This is a genomic window from Lysinibacillus pakistanensis (assembly GCF_030123245.1).
Classification (GTDB): Bacteria; Bacillota; Bacilli; order Bacillales_A; family Planococcaceae; genus Lysinibacillus; species Lysinibacillus pakistanensis.
On record NZ_CP126101.1, the window covers coordinates 4,446,278 to 4,464,791 of the forward strand.

Sequence of the window (18,514 nt, forward strand, 5' to 3'; positions counted from 1 at the left end):
TTTTTTAATTTTACTATTAGCAGCTATTGGTTACTACCTGCCCATACATCCATTGCGTAACGCCCTTGTTCTTTAAGCCCAGCTAGCCATTGCTTCGCTGCAGACTCATTGACATCATGAACTACTTGGTAAGCCATAAGTAATGTGCGTTCAACATCTGGAGCCATTTTACTACCATCTCCACATATATAGAAATGCCCATTTTGATCTAGTACTTTAATGAGCTCCTGTGCACGTTCAGTCTGCCCCATTAGATGCTGCACATATTCCTTCGACTGCCCATCTTTTCGTGAATAAGCCTTATAAACCTTTACAATCCCTTCTTGCTCGTAATGCTCTAACTCTTCGACATAAATATCGTCTGATTCATTACGACAGCCAAAGTAAAGAATAGCTTCACCAAGCTGTTCGCCTTTATTCTTCAACATATGTCGTGCTTGTAAAAATCCTCGGAAGGGTGCAATTCCAACACCTGGTCCTACCATAATAATAGGGATGGCAGGATTAGTGGGCAACTGAAAATCTGATTGTTGTGCACGAATGAACATAACAATTGAATCTCCAACTGTTGTTTCAGCCAAAAAGTTAGATGCAACTCCTCGATACTCAGCTTTGCCGCTCCTCGCTGCCCCCCTTACTACACTAACTGTAATACTAGGCTGTTTTGGTTGTATTGTAGGTGAACTTGAAATTGAATAATACCTCACTTTAAGTGGTGGCAGGAGCTCTAAAAAACGTTCAAATGTCATTTCACAAGCTTCATATTGCTCTAACAAATCAAGCATCGATATCCGCTTCTTCAATATTTTTTGATGATAGACCTGTTCCTCCAGTAAAGCTTCTAGCTCCTTCTTATGAGGTGGACAGTCTGTCGTTGCAATCAGTTCTCGTAATTGTGCCCTTGTTGCCGCCTCTTGCAATTCAACATTAGTGCTTAGTAGCTCGAATAATTTAACTGGCTGATCTAGAGGCAGGTGAGCCATACTTAGACCAGTCTTAGTTAAAATTACATAATCATTACCATTCAATTGAAAACGTTGCAGTACTCGATTCACCAATGACTGACGATTTCGCGGAAGGACTCCTAAATGATCACCCTCACGATATGTGACACCCTCTGGCAATTTTATTTCTATATGACGCGTGCTTCCTTCTATACTACGTCGCAGCTCTTGATTTTTGGCAATTCTCGCATTAAAGGCATTGTAAGCTCTAGCAAGTGGTGCTTCTATCTGATGATCTACAACTTCCATGGATAGAGCAGGAGATATTTTATTCATCTCTGCATTTATCTTTAGCCCCATTGTCCGCATTACAGCCGGCCATAGCTCATACTGCCACTCCTCGACATTTGTTTCAAAATCCCCATTCATATCTCCTTCCCCAAGTGGTACTATACGCTGTGCTCCCTTAGATACCATTAGCTCATCAATTAGCATCGGCACCTTTTGATAAGTGCTCGCCCAATTGCGATCCCCGCAGCCAAAGATGCAATATCGAACCCCCGTTAAATCAATCTGTTCCTCCTTTAACCACTGAACAAATTGACTAGCATTCGTAGGTGGTAGCCCGTTGTACGATGCTGTCACAATATAAACAATTCCTTCTGTTGGAAGTTTAGCAGTATATTCATTCAAAGATGCGACCTTGCTTTGAAAGCCTTGAACACGTCCAGCATCAGCAAGCTCTCTTGCCAAACCCTCTGCTGTCCCTAGATCTGAGCCATATAACACTAATAGCGGTGTATTATGTTGAGCTTCGATTACTTTTTCCTCAATCTTTTTTATCCTAGACTCTGTGCTCAAAATATTTCCACTTGCTTCAGTAAAATGCCTCTTTTGTTTTTTACGAGCACGCACCTTTAACTTAAAATCATTCGGTTTCACCGTCAGTGACTCTTTCACATTTAGCTTATATTGCGTATGATCAATTAGCTCAAAATTTTTAAGGATTAATCCTAGCACAAGTGTTGCTTCTTGCAGAGCAAACTGTTGTCCAATACAAGCACGCTGGCCCAGACCAAATGGTTTATAGGCATCAAATGGAATTTTGCTTGGATCTTCAAAGCGCTCTGGTCGAAACAATTCTGCATCCTCTCCCCATGCAGTCACATCTCGATGGAGCTGAGGTATAAGCACTGTTAGCCGATCCCCTTTTTTCAAATCATATTTACCAGCTAATACTGTGTCCTCCTTCACTTCTAGATTGAATGCAGGAGCGGTAGGCCACAAACGTAAAGACTCGTCTAAAATCATTCGGATATATTTAAGCTGTTTAACTTGCTCATAGGTTGGGATTGGATCTGTAAGAATACTATCTATTTCTTCATATGCTTTTTGTAGTTTATCGGGATTGTTTAGTAAATAGTAAATCGCAAAAGAAAGAAGACCACTTGTCGTCTCATGCCCAGCAACTAAAAAAGTAATAATTTGATAACGGATATTTTCCTCTTCCAACGTTTCTCCTGTTTCAGAATCTTTGCCATGAAGCATATGAGACAATAAATCCTTCTCTCCTTGTGAGCCATTAGCTCTGCGTTCGGCAATGATTTTATCCACCTGCGAAAACATAAAATCGATATCCTGCTTGAACTGCTTTCTTGTCTTAACCATTAATTTATCCTGTATACCTAGTCGCTGAGCCTGATTCAGTGCTTCATCCAATGCTCTAACCATACTTGTTACAAATGGATGAGAATCCTCTCGATAAAAGCTATTGAAGCGATAATTAAATCCACATAAAGCAATTGTATCAAGTGTGAGCCTCGTCATATCCTCAGGAATATCGATCTCTTCGTCTGGATTTAATCGCTCCCATTTTTGTATAAGCTGCATTGCTAAATCTAGCATCATATCAAAATAACCACGCATCGCTGTCATACTAAAACTTGGAAGTAAAATATTATGAGCCTTGTGCCAGTTTGGATCATTTGTTTCTGAAGTGAATAGTCCATCTCCTCCTAAAGTACGTACCTTCTCCAATACTGTTTTTTCGACCACTTTACCAAAGCGCGGAGAGTTGGCCAATTCTTTCATTAATTCATAACCAGAGACAATGAGTAAATTACCAACCGGTAGCTTTAATCTAAAAATTTCACCATGTTTTTGAGCCATACTCATCAACGATTGGAACGGTGTATTGGCATTCATTTGTGGAATATTTCCCAATGGTCCATATGTTTTAGGTTGTGGAATCATTATTGTCATTACACTATACCTCCTTATTTTCAATAGGAATGAACGTTCATTCCGTATATTGCATCGTACGGTAATTGTGACTCTATTACCGTACTATTTTATAAGAACTACCTATTTAAAAGTCAATGAATTTTAAGGGCATTCCAGCAGCATTCCTCAATACCAGCAAACAAATCAGCAGATTCTTCCAAGTCGCTATCTCGTGTCACTTTAAACAGTTTAATAATCGTGCCATAAAAAATTGGAATTAAAGCATCCGGATGCAATTGTACGATAATTCCCTGCTGCTGCCCTTCTATGATAAATTTCTGTAAAAAACCCAAACACTCATAAAACTTGTTTTGGCTTTCTTCATCTAATATCCTTGGCTCCATATGTGAATCAATAAAAGTTAACTTCTCTCTATGTTCCTGACCAAAATGGATTAACCGCTGAAACAAATGATGAAACTGTTCGCGAACTGAGGCAGATACAGGAAAATCCCCCGTCAATGCTTGATATAGCTGTTCCACACATTCCCGATACAGCGAATTGAGCAGCACCTCTTTATTTTCAAAATAACGATATATTGTGCCAGCACCAACCTGTGCCTTGTCAGCAATCATTGGAACAGTTGTTGCATCAAAACCACGCTCAGTAAACAGCATCAAGGAAGCTTTCATTATATTCTCTCTCTTATTCGTAGTCACATTAATTTTCCTCCAAATCAATTTCGCCTTGGCGTAATTGCGTCCGGATTTTGAATTGTGCCTACACAATTCATTCCTTTGAAAATCCGCGACATCCGCCGGAGGCATTATCTTCATTCAGTAGGTGTTTGGACACCCCTGAAAAAAAACCAAAACCGTATTCATCTCAACACCTATAGTGGTGGGGGTATTCTGCTGAATGAAGATAAAGAATGAACGTTCATTCCTATTGTATAATACTACCAAACCCACTTCAATGACAGAGCTGTGACAAACATGTGGTAAGCTTTTACCTTGATTGACAGCTATATTTTAGAACTTCATTAACTTCCCGATTTGATGTTCTTGGAATAGAGATTCGATTGCAGAAATGGATCAATCCATTTAAGGAAATGATCCATTTCTGTCAGTTGTCTTAGTTGATTACCTAGGTTGCATAATAATACCTTTGAGCACAACCTATAAAACAACTAATATCCCTATCCAATACCATTACTTGCATTATTCATTAATGTTGATACTGATGATCGATATTTTAGTAGTTTTATAGCCTAAAAAATCGTTAAAACCTTTATTTCAAAAATTTTCCAAACACCTAACATTTAAGGACATTTAAAATATTTTGGATAATCCAAAAATATTATGGGGATGTTCCTTTACATTTTCTTTATCATGTTTTTTAGCTAAAGAAGATATCCTACTCTTGCTTCATTTCATTTAATGTTTCTGTTGTATTTATTATCCCGATTAAAAGTATTATCCACAGAGGAGCATTTCCAATGGCATGAACTGCAAATGAAGCCCATGTAGATTGAGTATATTGTGCTATTAAAGGGGCTATCAGCATACTAGGAATCATTCCAATAACATGCCATTTTAATGCTATATGTAACACCCAGGCCCATAGCAGCCCGTTAAATACCCAGGCCATATCTCCAAACATTACTTCTTGAATCGGTAAAAGATACCCCCGCCACATCATTTCCTCACTAAACATTGCAATTAAGTGAATGGGCATAAAAATCATTAGTAGTTTCCAGTTACCTTTTAGTGTGACACCAAAAAACTCTTTCGGGGGAATATTGAATTTTTTTAAGGGATTAAACGGTTCAGGTAAATAGCTGGGTGGTGAAAATAATTTATACTTTGCTAGTACTTTTCCTACGGGCTCTAAAAGTTGGTCAAAAACTATAGTTAATATAACCGCCAGGACAATCCATAACCAATCAACTCTACTTATTGGATTTAAGCGAAATCGTTGATTAATTGCTTCGATAGTCAGAACTCCATCTTCAAGAACACTGTACAAACCTATGGATAAAGGCAATAATAGCAGAGCTGGAATCCACAACCATAACCAGAAAGAATAAATTAAAGGGATACCTTTGCTGACCAGTTTGGGAGTACCATAAAACACGCCATAATATATCGTAATCCCTGGTATAGCAAATAACAAAATTTGTACCCATATTGACATCTAGAACACTCCATTATTAATTATTTTACAGAGACATTTGCATTTGGTTAACTTTTACAATAATACTAAATATTAAGTCACTTTTTTTATTATAAGGCAACTATACTTTTCATTCCACATGATAATCCTACTTTTATAAAACATTTTTATTCTTCGATTTAGATTCGTTTTGATCTTTCCTTAAATTCTTCAAACTTTTCCTTTATGGTTTTTTTCCTCAATTGATACCAGTTTCAGAGTCGAACATCCACCCTGCTAATTTTTCAGCTTAAACAATAGAAATAAATATCAGGGTAACATCCCCTAAAATTGTCGTGAAATTTAAAATCATAAGAAATTTGGTGATATTTCCATTATTTTTGTGTATTATGTCAAATTTCGTCTTATAATAGAAATGTTTAATAGGCTAAAGAAATAGATTGAGAGGTATAATATGAAAAAATTTTTAAAAGTTGTCTCTATTACTATTGTTGTTATAGTAATCGTGTCGATAGTAGCTTTGCTTTTATTTGGACGTAACAACCATAGTGATTTATCTGGAAGCGTTTCTGAAAAAATCGATCAATATTTGACAAATGAAAAATTTCAGGGAACGGTCCTCATTGCAAAGGAGGGTGAAGTTTTATTTACAAAAGGTTACGGATTGGCAGCTACTGATTTACCAAATAGCCCAAGCACGCTCTATCAGATTGCTTCATTATCAAAAACATTTACTGCTGTAGCAGTCATGCAACTAGCAGAAAAGGAACTTCTAAACTTAGATGATCCAATTTCGCAATACTTTCCTGATTTTCCGAATGGAGAGACTATTACAATAAGCCATCTACTAAGTCATAGCTCGGGAATTCCAGACTATCTAAAGGCGAATTTCGAATTCGACTACAGCAAAGAATGGAATCCAAATGATATTGTTAATACGGTTAGCGGTACTGAATTAGAGTTTGCCCCAGGTAAAAGCTTTAGTTATAGTAACACTGGTTATGTGATGTTAGGACTAATTATTGAAAAAGTCAGCGGACAGCCATATGGAAATTATATAGAAGAGCATATTTTTGAGCCAAGCAACATGTTTAGTTCCATGTTCACGGTTTCTGCTGGTATACCAAAAGCGGAAGGACATGTGGAAGGGAAAATAGGACCCTTAATGCATAATTCTGCAGCGTATGCAGCTGGGGATATCATTTCTACAGTTGAAGATTTAGAACTGTTTTACAGCGCTTTGCGTAATAATGTATTGATAAGCAAAGAAACATCAGAACTGATGAGTACAACCCATGCTAAAAAATTTCCGTTTGAATATGGATATGGATGGTATACTCAAGATATCATGGGGAAAAAAGCAGTTGGACACCCAGGAGGATATCCAAGTGGCTTCCGTCATTATGTTACACGCCTAAATGACGAAGAATTAACAGTGATCGTTCTGAGCAACGAGATGACAGTGAATTCGAAAAGAATCAACCGGCATCTTACATCCATCGTTCTTCAGAAGCCAATTTGGATATGGGAAGAGAAACTTTAATTATAAAAGCCTTTTCACAAAATTTAATAAAAGATAATATAGTAAACTCAAGCCCTTCTCCCTAGAAAGGGCTTTAATTATTTTTTGTATTTGTAATTTCTGATATGAAGTGGGGCATTGAGGAACCTCAGTGGAAGGCAATTTCATTATCACACTACTACAAATAAGTATAAGCCTAGCTTAGAATAGCCTTCAGCAAAGTCACATCATTTTATTTGGAATACTTCTTGAAAATGCGATGATTAAACCTATTTTACAACTAGGTAGAACGAATTCCTTCAAAAGCGTTTAATATTAGTTGTTGTACATATGGTTCGTCCAATGTTTCACCAGTCACAAGTAATCGATAGAAGATAGGACCATAAATTAAATCAATACAGATATCAATGTTGATACTTTTTTTCAATTCACCGCGTTGAATTCCTTTTTCAAAAAGACTCCTTGCTTCAAGTCGGCGGGGATGGAAATATCGAGCACGATAGGCATCTGCCAATCCTGCATCAAACTGTCCTTCACCTAATAACTGTGTAATGATAGTCCCCTCTCGACTCGTCAAAAACATGGTTAAGTTTGTGGCGTGAATTAGAATATCATTGTACGCCGAACCAGTATCAGGCACGGGCAATCTTTCAGAGGCAGCATATAGGAAACCATCCATCACTACTGCAGCCTTGTTTGGCCACCATTTATAAATAGTTGCTTTACTCACTTGGGCATAATCAGCGATTTTATCAACTGTGACAGCTTGAAATCCATTTTCCAACAATAATTCATAAGATGCGGAAAGGATTGACTTTTGTGCTTCTAAATTACGTGGTCTGCCTCTTTTTCCATTCATCATAGATACCACCTTTCTTCCAAAATTAATAAACTGTATGTTCAGTATATCAATTATTTAGAAAAACAGAAAGTTGAAATTACCTATTTACAAAACTATACGTTCAGTATATCATATGGTTAATTATTTAATATACTAAACGTTCAGTATTATAAAATAATCAACTATCTTATGGAGAAAACTACACGACGTTTTAATTATTAATTGTTAAACACTACAAGGAGTTGTATAAAATGGTGGATACTAAGAAACAAACAATTGAAAAAAACATTCCTTCGTGGTTAACCATTCTTTTGGCTACCGCATGTGGTATCATTGTTGCTAATTTGTATTACGCGCAACCCTTAGTTGGGGTAATTAGCTCATCAATCGGGTTGTCAGCAAACAGTTCTGGCTTAATCGTTACGTTAACACAAATCGGTTACGTTGCCGGTTTGCTATTTATCGTGCCTTTAGGAGATATTCTTGAAAATCGGAAGCTGATTGTCTCATCTTTACTTATCACCGCAGTCGCCCTTGCTACTACAGTAATGACGAAACAGATTTTGTTGTTCTTAGTCGCTTTGTTTGTCATAGGTTTAGGTTCGGTAGCTACGCAAGTACTCGTACCTTTTGCATCATATCTTGCTTCCGATTCCTCACGTGGCCGTGTTGTCGGCAATGTCATGAGCGGTTTGTTACTTGGAATTATGCTCTCACGCCCTTTATCAAGCTTAGTTGCTGACTTTCTTGGCTGGCATGCAATATTCATTTTGTCTGCCATAACTATTTTGGTTTTAGCTATTGTACTTTCTAAGGTGTTACCTACAAGAAAGCCTTCAGCGGATACACACTATATAGCGCTGCTCGGATCTATGTGGCATTTGTTACGAACAACCCCGATATTACGCCGTCGTGCAGCATATCATGCAGGTGTATTTGCATCTTTTAGTTTGTTTTGGACAACAGTTCCACAACTGCTAACTAGCCCTGCCTTTCATTTTTCTCAGAAAGAAGTTGCGATATTCGCGCTTGTTGGGGTCGCTGGTGCAGTAGCCGCGCCTATTGCAGGACGAATTGCTGATCGTGGCTTAACTAGACCTGCAACCGGAATAGCACTTCTTACAGTCGTTATTTCCCTTTTATTGCCACTTATTATTCAAACTAGCTCACCTATTGGAATAGCTGTTCTAGTAGTTTCATCCCTATTGTTAGATGCTGGGGTATCCGCAAATCTTGTGCTTAGCCAACGTGCGCTTTTCTCGTTGAACCCCGAAGTTCGTAGTCGTCTTAATGGACTATTCATGGCAATTTTCTTTTTTGGTGGTGCAATCGGGTCAGCAATCGGGGGATGGACCTATGCGATTGGAGGATGGAGTACTGCATTATGGCCTGGAATAATTTTCCCTATATTTTCTGTTTTTTATTTTGCCACAGAGAAGAAGTAATTCTAAGATAGTTTTAAAGAACCTTTATCATTACTTAAACAAAAAAAGCGAATTGGAATTACTATCTTCCAAAAACGCTTTTTTCTTATTCAAATCAAACTAATATTTTTTTATTTCTACTCCGAAAGTTGAAGCATTCGAAACCTTTACAGAAATGTATAATGAGTAGTGATTAACATCTCATATTGCATAAGTACAACTATTTCGTCATAAGCTAACCTGAGCTTTTAGTTTATTCTTTTTTTATATTTAATATATCTTTCAAGTGTAAGGAAATAATGATTTTTTGAATTTGGAAATTCTTTTTCAATAGCTTTTTTTAGAGTGTTAGTCATTTTATCTTCTCCATTATACAACCCTCTATTGATAATACCGTTAAAACGCCCTACATAGTCCTTTGCAGAACTTTCGCTAATGTTATACTCCTGCATCAAATAATCCTTAAACTCCATCTTCATCCCCCTTTAAAAGAATTCTACTCATAAAACCCTTTTTGGATAACAGCTTGTATAAAACAAAACCAATTCTTATCGTTTTCTAAGGAAATATAAAAAGCTCATAAACCCTATCATATCAAGGTTTATGAGCTTTCTTAACTTTTTTAATAATTAATCTAAAGATACCGGTGGTCGGGGTCGAACCGACACTCCAAAGGAACACGATTTTGAGTCGTGCGCGTCTGCCAATTCCGCCACACCGGCATAATGGAGATAAAAAAAATCGGATACACCGATTAACAAAAATAATATGGAGGCGGCAACCGGATTTGAACCGGTGATAAGGGTGTTGCAGACCCGTGCCTTACCACTTGGCTATGCCGCCATCATATTTGGAGCGGAAGACGAGGTTCGAACTCGCGACCCCCACCTTGGCAAGGTGGTGTTCTACCACTGAACTACTTCCGCAAAAATGGCTGGGGTACTAGGATTCGAACCTAGGGAATGACGGAATCAAAATCCGTTGCCTTACCACTTGGCTATACCCCAAAATTTTTATGGGGCGACTGATGGGAATCGAACCCACGAATGCCGGAACCACAATCCGGTGCGTTAACCACTTCGCCACAATCGCCATAATTATATTTTATTGGATTTTTATTAATTTTATAGAAAATGGGGCGACTGATGGGAATCGAACCCACGAATGCCGGAACCACAATCCGGTGCGTTAACCACTTCGCCACAATCGCCATAAAATTAATTGGCAGGGGCAGTAGGAATCGAACCCACACCAAAGGTTTTGGAGACCTCTATTCTACCGTTGAACTATGCCCCTATTACAATAAAACTGGTGGAGGGGGACGGATTCGAACCGCCGAACCCTAAGGAGCGGATTTACAGTCCGCCGCGTTTAGCCACTTCGCTACCCCTCCGGGAAAATGGTGCCGGCTATAGGAATCGAACCCACGACCTACTGATTACAAGTCAGTTGCTCTACCTGCTGAGCTAAACCGGCAAAATATGGTGGGTCAGGACGGAATCGAACCGCCGACACTTAGAGCTTCAATCTAATGCTCTACCAACTGAGCTACTGACCCATATTTTTAAAAATGGCGGTCCCGACCGGGATCGAACCGGCGATCTCCTGCGTGACAGGCAGGCATGTTAACCGCTACACCACGGGACCATTTTGGTTGCGGGGGCCGGATTTGAACCAACGACCTTCGGGTTATGAGCCCGACGAGCTACCACTGCTCCACCCCGCGATAATAATATACTATTTATAAATTTAATGGTGGAGGATGACGGGCTCGAACCGCCGACCCTCTGCTTGTAAGGCAGATGCTCTCCCAGCTGAGCTAATCCTCCGTTTCTGGGTATTAACATGGTGACCCCTACGGGATTCGAACCCGTGTTACCGCCGTGAAAGGGCGGTGTCTTAACCACTTGACCAAGGGGCCTTCGTTTGGAATAAAATCGTAAAGTGCTGGCGGAGAGTAAGGGATTTGAACCCTTGAGACAGTGTTAACCGCCTACACGATTTCCAATCGTGCTCCTTCGGCCACTCGGACAACTCTCCAAGAATGGCTCCGAAGGCAGGACTCGAACCTGCGACAACCTGATTAACAGTCAGGTGCTACTACCAACTGAGCTACTTCGGAATAATTTTAGTATATAGCCTAGCAACGTCCTACTCTCACAGGGGGAAGCCCCCAACTACCATCGGCGCTAAAGAGCTTAACTTCCGTGTTCGGTATGGGAACGGGTGTGACCTCTTTGCCATCATTACTAGACTATTTGAAAGACAATACCTATTATAACATATTTTATCATAATGACAAGTATCTTATAAATAGTTTTTATTCTTTCAAAACTGGATAAACGGCGCATTGAATGCTTCAAACTTTTTTGGTTAAGTCCTCGATCGATTAGTATTCGTCAGCTCCATGTGTCACCACACTTCCACCTCGAACCTATCTACCTCATCGTCTTTGAGGGATCTTACTTACTTGCGTAATGGGAAATCTCATCTTGAGGGGGGCTTCATGCTTAGATGCTTTCAGCACTTATCCCGTCCACACATAGCTACCCAGCGATGCCTTTGGCAAGACAACTGGTACACCAGCGGTGTGTCCATCCCGGTCCTCTCGTACTAAGGACAGCTCCTCTCAAATTTCCTACGCCCACGACGGATAGGGACCGAACTGTCTCACGACGTTCTGAACCCAGCTCGCGTACCGCTTTAATGGGCGAACAGCCCAACCCTTGGGACCGACTACAGCCCCAGGATGCGATGAGCCGACATCGAGGTGCCAAACCTCCCCGTCGATGTGGACTCTTGGGGGAGATAAGCCTGTTATCCCCGGGGTAGCTTTTATCCGTTGAGCGATGGCCCTTCCATGCGGAACCACCGGATCACTAAGCCCGTCTTTCGACCCTGCTCGACTTGTAGGTCTCGCAGTCAAGCTCCCTTGTGCCTTTACACTCTACGAATGATTTCCAACCATTCTGAGGGAACCTTTGGGCGCCTCCGTTACCTTTTAGGAGGCGACCGCCCCAGTCAAACTGTCCGCCTGACACTGTCTCCTGCCCCGCTAAGGGGCATGGGTTAGAATTTCAATACAACCAGGGTAGTATCCCACCGACGCCTCCTTCGAAGCTGGCGCTCCGAGATCTCTGGCTCCTACCTATCCTGTACAAGTTGTACCAAAATTCAATATCAGGCTACAGTAAAGCTCCACGGGGTCTTTCCGTCCTGTCGCGGGTAACCTGCATCTTCACAGGTACTATAATTTCACCGAGTCTCTCGTTGAGACAGTGCCCAGATCGTTACGCCTTTCGTGCGGGTCGGAACTTACCCGACAAGGAATTTCGCTACCTTAGGACCGTTATAGTTACGGCCGCCGTTTACTGGGGCTTCAATTCGCAGCTTCGCTTGCGCTAACCACTCCTCTTAACCTTCCAGCACCGGGCAGGCGTCAGCCCCTATACGTCACCTTACGGTTTTGCAGAGACCTGTGTTTTTGCTAAACAGTCGCCTGGGCCTATTCACTGCGGCTCTCATGCGCTTGCACGCTCAAGAGCACCCCTTCTCCCGAAGTTACGGGGTCATTTTGCCGAGTTCCTTAACGAGAGTTCTCTCGCACACCTTAGGATTCTCTCCTCGACTACCTGTGTCGGTTTGCGGTACGGGCACCTCTCACCTCGATAGAGGCTTTTCTTGGCAGTGTGAAATCAGGAACTTCGTCCATACGGACTCGCCATCACAGCTCAACGTTACAGTGTGCGGATTTGCCTACACACACGCCTTACTGCTTGGACGCGCACAACCAACGGCGCGCTTACCCTATCCTACTGCGTCCCCCCATTTCTCAAACGGTGAGGAGGTGGTACAGGAATATCAACCTGTTGTCCATCGCCTACGCCTATCGGCCTCGGCTTAGGTCCCGACTAACCCTGAGCGGACGAGCCTTCCTCAGGAAACCTTAGTCATACGGTGGACGGGATTCTCACCCGTCTTTCGCTACTCATACCGGCATTCTCACTTCTAAGCGCTCCACCAGTCCTTCCGGTCTGACTTCAACGCACTTAGAACGCTCTCCTACCACTGACATCGTAGATGTCAATCCACAGCTTCGGTGAATCGTTTAGCCCCGATACATTTTCGGCGCAGCGTCACTCGACCAGTGAGCTATTACGCACTCTTTAAATGATGGCTGCTTCTAAGCCAACATCCTGGTTGTCTGTGCAACGCCACATCCTTTTCCACTTAACGATTACTTTGGGACCTTAGCTGGTGGTCTGGGCTGTTTCCCTTTTGACTACGGATCTTATCACTCGCAGTCTGACTCCCGTGTATAAATATCTGGCATTCGGAGTTTGTCTGAATTCGGTAAACCGGGATGGCCCCCTAGTCCAAACAGTGCTCTACCTCCAGTATTCTCATCACGAGGCTAGCCCTAAAGCTATTTCGGAGAGAACCAGCTATCTCCAAGTTCGATTGGAATTTCTCCGCTACCCACACCTCATCCCCGCACTTTTCAACGTGCGTGGGTTCGGGCCTCCAGTAAGTGTTACCTTACCTTCACCCTGGACATGGGTAGATCACCTGGTTTCGGGTCTACGACCACGTACTATTTCGCCCTATTCAGACTCGCTTTCGCTGCGGCTCCGCCTTCTAAAGCTTAACCTCGCACGTAATCGTAACTCGCCGGTTCATTCTACAAAAGGCACGCTATCACCCATTAACGGGCTCTAACTACTTGTAGGCACACGGTTTCAGGATCTCTTTCACTCCCCTCCCGGGGTGCTTTTCACCTTTCCCTCACGGTACTGGTTCACTATCGGTCACTAGGTAGTATTTAGCCTTGGGAGATGGTCCTCCCGGATTCCGACGGAATTTCACGTGTTCCGCCGTACTCAGGATCCACTCTGGAGAGAACGAACTTTCGACTACAGGGCTTTTACCTGCTCTGGCGGACCTTTCCAAGTCGCTTCATCTAACTCGCTCTTTTGTAACTCCGTATAGAGTGTCCTACAACCCCAAGAGGCAAGCCTCTTGGTTTGGGCTCTTCCCGTTTCGCTCGCCGCTACTCAGGGAATCGATTTTTCTTTCTCTTCCTCCAGGTACTTAGATGTTTCAGTTCCCTGGGTCTGCCTTCAAGACGCTATGTATTCACGTCAAGATACTACGCGATTAAACGTAGTGGGTTCCCCCATTCGGAAATCTCCGGATCAAAGCTCACTTACAGCTCCCCGAAGCATATCGGTGTTAGTGCCGTCCTTCTTCGGCTCCTAGTGCCAAGGCATTCGCCGTGCGCCCTTAATAACTTAACCTGCAGCTTCCAATAAAAACTATCGAAACCTTTTTAATGTTATTAAGCCTATAAAAAACTTAAAAAATAAATGTGTTTGTTACAATTTCAATGTCGTTTTATCCAGTTTTCAAAGAACAAGTTTTGAAAGTATTTCATTCGGAAGAATGAACCTTCAAAACTGAACGCAAAACGTAATCTTACAAACCCAAGGTTTGTATTCCGAAAATATCCTTAGAAAGGAGGTGATCCAGCCGCACCTTCCGATACGGCTACCTTGTTACGACTTCACCCCAATCATCTATCCCACCTTCGGCGGCTGGCTCCAAAAGGTTACCTCACCGACTTCGGGTGTTACAAACTCTCGTGGTGTGACGGGCGGTGTGTACAAGGCCCGGGAACGTATTCACCGCGGCATGCTGATCCGCGATTACTAGCGATTCCGGCTTCATGTAGGCGAGTTGCAGCCTACAATCCGAACTGAGAACGACTTTATCGGATTAGCTCCCTCTCGCGAGTTGGCAACCGTTTGTATCGTCCATTGTAGCACGTGTGTAGCCCAGGTCATAAGGGGCATGATGATTTGACGTCATCCCCACCTTCCTCCGGTTTATCACCGGCAGTCACCTTAGAGTGCCCAACTAAATGATGGCAACTAAGATCAAGGGTTGCGCTCGTTGCGGGACTTAACCCAACATCTCACGACACGAGCTGACGACAACCATGCACCACCTGTCACCGTTGCCCCCGAAGGGGAAACTATATCTCTACAGTGGTCAACGGGATGTCAAGACCTGGTAAGGTTCTTCGCGTTGCTTCGAATTAAACCACATGCTCCACCGCTTGTGCGGGCCCCCGTCAATTCCTTTGAGTTTCAGTCTTGCGACCGTACTCCCCAGGCGGAGTGCTTAATGCGTTAGCTGCAGCACTAAGGGGCGGAAACCCCCTAACACTTAGCACTCATCGTTTACGGCGTGGACTACCAGGGTATCTAATCCTGTTTGCTCCCCACGCTTTCGCGCCTCAGCGTCAGTTACAGACCAGAAAGTCGCCTTCGCCACTGGTGTTCCTCCAAATCTCTACGCATTTCACCGCTACACTTGGAATTCCACTTTCCTCTTCTGCACTCAAGTCCCCCAGTTTCCAATGACCCTCCACGGTTGAGCCGTGGGCTTTCACATCAGACTTAAAGGACCGCCTGCGCGCGCTTTACGCCCAATAATTCCGGACAACGCTTGCCACCTACGTATTACCGCGGCTGCTGGCACGTAGTTAGCCGTGGCTTTCTAATAAGGTACCGTCAAGGTACAGCCAGTTACTACTGTACTTGTTCTTCCCTTACAACAGAGTTTTACGATCCGAAAACCTTCTTCACTCACGCGGCGTTGCTCCATCAGGCTTTCGCCCATTGTGGAAGATTCCCTACTGCTGCCTCCCGTAGGAGTCTGGGCCGTGTCTCAGTCCCAGTGTGGCCGATCACCCTCTCAGGTCGGCTACGCATCGTCGCCTTGGTGAGCCATTACCTCACCAACTAGCTAATGCGCCGCGGGCCCATCCTATAGCGACAGCCGAAACCGTCTTTCAGTATGTCACCATGAGGTGACATAGATTATTCGGTATTAGCCCCGGTTTCCCGGAGTTATCCCAAACTATAGGGTAGGTTGCCCACGTGTTACTCACCCGTCCGCCGCTAACGTCAAAGGAGCAAGCTCCTTCTCTGTTCGCTCGACTTGCATGTATTAGGCACGCCGCCAGCGTTCGTCCTGAGCCAGGATCAAACTCTCCATAAAAGAAATTTGATTAGCTCAAATTGTTTTGCTGGCATCAATTTTGATGTCCAAAATTTTTGTTTTGTTCACTAGCGAAAGCTAGCTACTAAAAACTTTATTGATTACGTTTTGCTTGTTCAGTTTTCAAGGTTCATTATTTAGTCGTTTTTTCAGCGACTTCTTTATATTAACATCACACTCGATCTCTGTCAATCACTTTTTAAAAAAGTTTTCTTGAAGCTATCAAGTTTTGTTATGTCTTAGCGACAATTAATATAATACAATATTATTATATTAGACGTCAATACTTTTTATAAAAAAAATATCGAGGTATTAATATATACCTCGATTACTAGCATACTACAAGTCCTTACTCCATTTCCAGAGCCTCTTTATTCACCTTGTAATGTCGATGAAATATCATTTCACTTTTTGCAGCGATCGGTTCGACAAGAATGTAGCCTTTGTCCACCAGATATTCAACAAACACCTCTAAATCAACCGAGTAATTCACAAGCTCATGATGATCATGCAACTCTTGAATGGTCCAAGTCTCTTTAGATTCCATTACTTCTAATATATGCTGGGCACCGTCTCTAGTACGAGAGTGTATCAAAAATTCACTTGCTAAAAACAATAGCTCTAAGCGTTTTTCTATCGGTTCATTACTCGAAACAAGCTCTTCATATAATTTATAAATCGCTGGCTCAATTTTTCTCACTTGTGCCCAAACAGTTACTTCAGGATAAAGCCCGCTATCGATAATGGACAAACGTCCCAGATGATGTAACGAATCTACAACATGATTATAAGCATCTAAGTAGCTTCCCTTATCAAAATATTCTTTACCTTCTAAATAACGTCGAATTAACTTGGAAAATTGAATGCCTGTTTTGATCTTTCGTCCACTAAACGGGAACTCCTGTAATTCAATTTTTAATTTATGAAGAAACTCATTTCGATCAAACAATACCCTGCCAAAGAAAATCCAATCAACCACTTTTCTATTTGAGCCAATTAGTAGCCATTTTCGTATTAGCTTTTCAGTAACAGTATGTAAAGCTACTTTATTTCCTTCATATAAGTAATGTTTCGTAAAGACTGGCTTTTCCGCTTCCTTTACAATAATAAGTAAGACTGTATCAAATGTATCTGTAACATTACTTTGTTCATCACGCTTTTCTACTAAAATAACACCTAATGTATTCGACTGACTCGCGCGTTCCTGGTATATTGGACGCAAAACTTGCTCCATGTTCAGCCCCCCTATTTATTTGTAGCCTTTTATTTCGTTAAAAATTCGACATACTCTAAAAGTATTCCTTCTTTCCATGTTCTCAAAGCTAAAATACTTTGTTCTTATATGTTATAGTAGATTTTAGATTGGGAGGCAAGATATTATATGAAACCTTATAAAAATAAAATTAATAAAATTCGTTCATTTGCATTAGCTCTTATTTTTATTGGCTTTATCGTTATGTATGGAGGAATTTTCTTTAAAAACAATCCTATTCTCGTCTTAATTTTTATGACTCTCGGTGTTCTGTGCATCATCGGCAGTACAGTTGTATATGCTTGGATTGGACTTCTTTCAACTCGAGCAGTTCAAGTAGAATGTCCTAATTGCCATAAACACACAAAAGTTTTAGGTCGTGTAGATATGTGTATGTACTGTAATGAGCCATTAACATTAGATCCAACTTTAGAAGGAAAAGAATTTGACCAATCTTATAATAGGACAAAAAAATCCTAGCCCTTTTAAGAGCTAGGATTTTTTTATTGTACTTTTGCAGATACACCTTTACATGATGGACAAGTGCCGTATATCTCTAAACGATGCGTATGCACATCAAAGCCTGTTACTTGTGATGCAAAATGTTCAATTTCATCGAGACCAGGATAATGGAAGTCGACTATTTTTCCACAACATTCACAAATCATGTGATAATGATCGTTTGTAACGAAATCAAAGCGACTCGAAGCATCACCATAGGTAAGTTCTTTCACTAAACCGACCTCACGAAATACACGAAGGTTATTATAAACAGTTGCTACACTCATATTGGGAAATCTTCCTTCAAGTGCTTTATAAATTTCATCGGCAGTTGGATGTGCCATTGATTGTATTAAATATTCCAAAATAGCATGACGCTGAGGAGTAATACGTACACCAGTTGTTTTTAACGTGTCAAGGGCATCCTGTAAATGCGTTGCAGACATCGCCATGCACCTCTTCCATAAATATTCTTAATTTATAATTGTTATAATTAGTGTAGCGAATTAGGCCTAGTTCTGTCAATCATACACCTTCTAAAACAACAACATTTTTCAATGTAATTTC

General features: G+C 41.5%; 10 protein-coding genes, 16 tRNA genes and 3 rRNA genes. 3 read left to right on the forward strand and 26 right to left on the reverse strand.

Translation table 11 applies throughout. The features are described 5' to 3' along the window. Nucleotides 1-23: 23 nt before the first annotated feature. The 3 genes from QNH24_RS22170 to QNH24_RS22180 all read right to left on the reverse strand — a co-directional run bounded on the left by QNH24_RS22170 (nucleotide 24) and on the right by QNH24_RS22180 (nucleotide 5,363). Nucleotides 24-3,206, reverse strand: coding sequence for a bifunctional cytochrome P450/NADPH--P450 reductase (locus QNH24_RS22170; RefSeq protein WP_283869578.1), 3,183 nt, complete (start codon nucleotides 3,204-3,206; stop codon nucleotides 24-26). A gap of 113 nt (nucleotides 3,207-3,319) precedes the next feature. Next, nucleotides 3,320-3,886 carry a TetR/AcrR family transcriptional regulator gene (locus QNH24_RS22175; protein ID WP_283869579.1) on the reverse strand — a complete coding sequence of 189 codons (567 nt, stop codon included), beginning with the start codon at nucleotides 3,884-3,886 and terminating at the stop codon, nucleotides 3,320-3,322. A gap of 697 nt (nucleotides 3,887-4,583) precedes the next feature. Then, nucleotides 4,584-5,363: a CPBP family intramembrane glutamic endopeptidase gene (locus tag QNH24_RS22180; protein ID WP_283869580.1), complete on the reverse strand. Its 780-nt coding sequence runs from the start codon at nucleotides 5,361-5,363 to the stop codon at nucleotides 4,584-4,586. Nucleotides 5,364-5,796: 433 nt separating this feature from the next. Between QNH24_RS22180 and QNH24_RS22185 the strand changes: the two genes are divergently transcribed. Beyond that, nucleotides 5,797-6,885: a serine hydrolase domain-containing protein gene (locus QNH24_RS22185; protein ID WP_283869581.1), complete on the forward strand. Its 1,089-nt coding sequence runs from the start codon at nucleotides 5,797-5,799 to the stop codon at nucleotides 6,883-6,885. A 259-nt stretch (nucleotides 6,886-7,144) separates the two neighbouring features. On the opposite strand, the gene QNH24_RS22190 is transcribed toward QNH24_RS22185, so the two are convergent. Next, nucleotides 7,145-7,723, reverse strand: coding sequence for a TetR/AcrR family transcriptional regulator (locus QNH24_RS22190; protein WP_283869582.1), 579 nt, complete (start codon nucleotides 7,721-7,723; stop codon nucleotides 7,145-7,147). Nucleotides 7,724-7,956: 233 nt separating this feature from the next. On the opposite strand from QNH24_RS22190, the gene QNH24_RS22195 reads away from it, so the two are divergent. Next, complete coding sequence (locus QNH24_RS22195; protein WP_283869583.1) at nucleotides 7,957-9,150, forward strand: MFS transporter; 1,194 nt, start codon at nucleotides 7,957-7,959, stop codon at nucleotides 9,148-9,150. Between the two features lie 227 nt (nucleotides 9,151-9,377). Here QNH24_RS22195 and QNH24_RS22200 read toward each other — a convergent pair whose 3' ends face one another. The 21 genes from QNH24_RS22200 to QNH24_RS22300 form a co-directional block, all read right to left on the reverse strand. Further along, nucleotides 9,378-9,602 carry a hypothetical protein gene (locus QNH24_RS22200; protein ID WP_283869584.1) on the reverse strand — a complete coding sequence of 75 codons (225 nt, stop codon included), beginning with the start codon at nucleotides 9,600-9,602 and terminating at the stop codon, nucleotides 9,378-9,380. A 168-nt stretch (nucleotides 9,603-9,770) separates the two neighbouring features. Beyond that, nucleotides 9,771-9,851 (reverse strand) — tRNA-Leu (locus QNH24_RS22205). A 47-nt stretch (nucleotides 9,852-9,898) separates the two neighbouring features. Further along, nucleotides 9,899-9,972: transfer RNA gene (locus tag QNH24_RS22210), tRNA-Cys, on the reverse strand. Between the two features lie 8 nt (nucleotides 9,973-9,980). Next, nucleotides 9,981-10,055 (reverse strand) — tRNA-Gly (locus tag QNH24_RS22215). Nucleotides 10,056-10,060: 5 nt separating this feature from the next. Beyond that, nucleotides 10,061-10,136 (reverse strand) — tRNA-Gln (locus QNH24_RS22220). 9 nt (nucleotides 10,137-10,145) lie between these two features. Further along, a tRNA-His gene (locus QNH24_RS22225) sits at nucleotides 10,146-10,221 on the reverse strand. A 42-nt stretch (nucleotides 10,222-10,263) separates the two neighbouring features. Next, nucleotides 10,264-10,339 (reverse strand) — tRNA-His (locus QNH24_RS22230). Between the two features lie 12 nt (nucleotides 10,340-10,351). Further along, nucleotides 10,352-10,425: transfer RNA gene (locus tag QNH24_RS22235), tRNA-Trp, on the reverse strand. A gap of 13 nt (nucleotides 10,426-10,438) precedes the next feature. Further along, nucleotides 10,439-10,522 (reverse strand) — tRNA-Tyr (locus QNH24_RS22240). 7 nt (nucleotides 10,523-10,529) lie between these two features. Next, a tRNA-Thr gene (locus QNH24_RS22245) sits at nucleotides 10,530-10,605 on the reverse strand. Nucleotides 10,606-10,611: 6 nt separating this feature from the next. Next, nucleotides 10,612-10,687 (reverse strand) — tRNA-Phe (locus QNH24_RS22250). A gap of 13 nt (nucleotides 10,688-10,700) precedes the next feature. Further along, nucleotides 10,701-10,776, reverse strand: a tRNA-Asp gene (locus tag QNH24_RS22255). 4 nt (nucleotides 10,777-10,780) lie between these two features. Continuing rightward, nucleotides 10,781-10,855, reverse strand: a tRNA-Met gene (locus QNH24_RS22260). Nucleotides 10,856-10,882: 27 nt separating this feature from the next. Continuing rightward, nucleotides 10,883-10,958, reverse strand: a tRNA-Val gene (locus QNH24_RS22265). Nucleotides 10,959-10,975: 17 nt separating this feature from the next. After that, a tRNA-Glu gene (locus QNH24_RS22270) sits at nucleotides 10,976-11,050 on the reverse strand. Between the two features lie 27 nt (nucleotides 11,051-11,077). Continuing rightward, nucleotides 11,078-11,169, reverse strand: a tRNA-Ser gene (locus tag QNH24_RS22275). Nucleotides 11,170-11,174: 5 nt separating this feature from the next. Then, nucleotides 11,175-11,251 (reverse strand) — tRNA-Asn (locus QNH24_RS22280). A gap of 16 nt (nucleotides 11,252-11,267) precedes the next feature. Next, nucleotides 11,268-11,383: ribosomal RNA gene (rrf, locus tag QNH24_RS22285) — 5S ribosomal RNA — on the reverse strand. Nucleotides 11,384-11,498: 115 nt separating this feature from the next. Beyond that, nucleotides 11,499-14,426: ribosomal RNA gene (locus QNH24_RS22290) — 23S ribosomal RNA — on the reverse strand. 216 nt (nucleotides 14,427-14,642) lie between these two features. Continuing rightward, a 16S ribosomal RNA gene (locus QNH24_RS22295) occupies nucleotides 14,643-16,194 on the reverse strand. Together the 16S, 23S and 5S rRNA genes with 16 tRNA genes alongside form the textbook arrangement of a ribosomal RNA operon. 349 nt (nucleotides 16,195-16,543) lie before the next feature. After that, the gene (locus QNH24_RS22300; RefSeq protein ID WP_283869585.1) at nucleotides 16,544-17,428 is read right to left on the reverse strand and encodes a nucleotidyltransferase-like protein; all 885 of its coding nucleotides are present in this window, start codon (nucleotides 17,426-17,428) and stop codon (nucleotides 16,544-16,546) included. Between the two features lie 147 nt (nucleotides 17,429-17,575). Here QNH24_RS22300 and QNH24_RS22305 point away from each other — a divergent pair, with 147 nt between their 5' ends. After that, on the forward strand, nucleotides 17,576-17,926 hold the full coding sequence (locus QNH24_RS22305) for a YgzB family protein (protein ID WP_054772457.1): 351 nt from the start codon (nucleotides 17,576-17,578) through the stop codon (nucleotides 17,924-17,926). Between the two features lie 23 nt (nucleotides 17,927-17,949). On the opposite strand, the gene perR is transcribed toward QNH24_RS22305, so the two are convergent. Next, a complete protein-coding gene (gene perR, locus QNH24_RS22310) occupies nucleotides 17,950-18,393 on the reverse strand; it encodes a peroxide-responsive transcriptional repressor PerR (RefSeq protein WP_283869586.1) in 444 nt (147 codons plus the stop codon). Nucleotides 18,394-18,514: the final 121 nt, after the last annotated feature.

Coding starts and splice junctions, on each gene's coding strand:
- QNH24_RS22185 (WP_283869581.1), top strand. CDS start 5,797: ATGAAAAAATTTTTAAAAGTTGTCTCTATTACTATTGTTGTTATAGTA.
- QNH24_RS22300 (WP_283869585.1), bottom strand. CDS start 17,428: ATGGAGCAAGTTTTGCGTCCAATATACCAGGAACGCGCGAGTCAGTCG.
- QNH24_RS22305 (WP_054772457.1), top strand. CDS start 17,576: ATGAAACCTTATAAAAATAAAATTAATAAAATTCGTTCATTTGCATTA.
- QNH24_RS22170 (WP_283869578.1), bottom strand. CDS start 3,206: ATGACAATAATGATTCCACAACCTAAAACATATGGACCATTGGGAAAT.
- QNH24_RS22200 (WP_283869584.1), bottom strand. CDS start 9,602: ATGGAGTTTAAGGATTATTTGATGCAGGAGTATAACATTAGCGAAAGT.
- QNH24_RS22190 (WP_283869582.1), bottom strand. CDS start 7,723: ATGAATGGAAAAAGAGGCAGACCACGTAATTTAGAAGCACAAAAGTCA.
- perR (WP_283869586.1), bottom strand. CDS start 18,393: ATGTCTGCAACGCATTTACAGGATGCCCTTGACACGTTAAAAACAACT.
- QNH24_RS22195 (WP_283869583.1), top strand. CDS start 7,957: ATGGTGGATACTAAGAAACAAACAATTGAAAAAAACATTCCTTCGTGG.
- QNH24_RS22180 (WP_283869580.1), bottom strand. CDS start 5,363: ATGTCAATATGGGTACAAATTTTGTTATTTGCTATACCAGGGATTACG.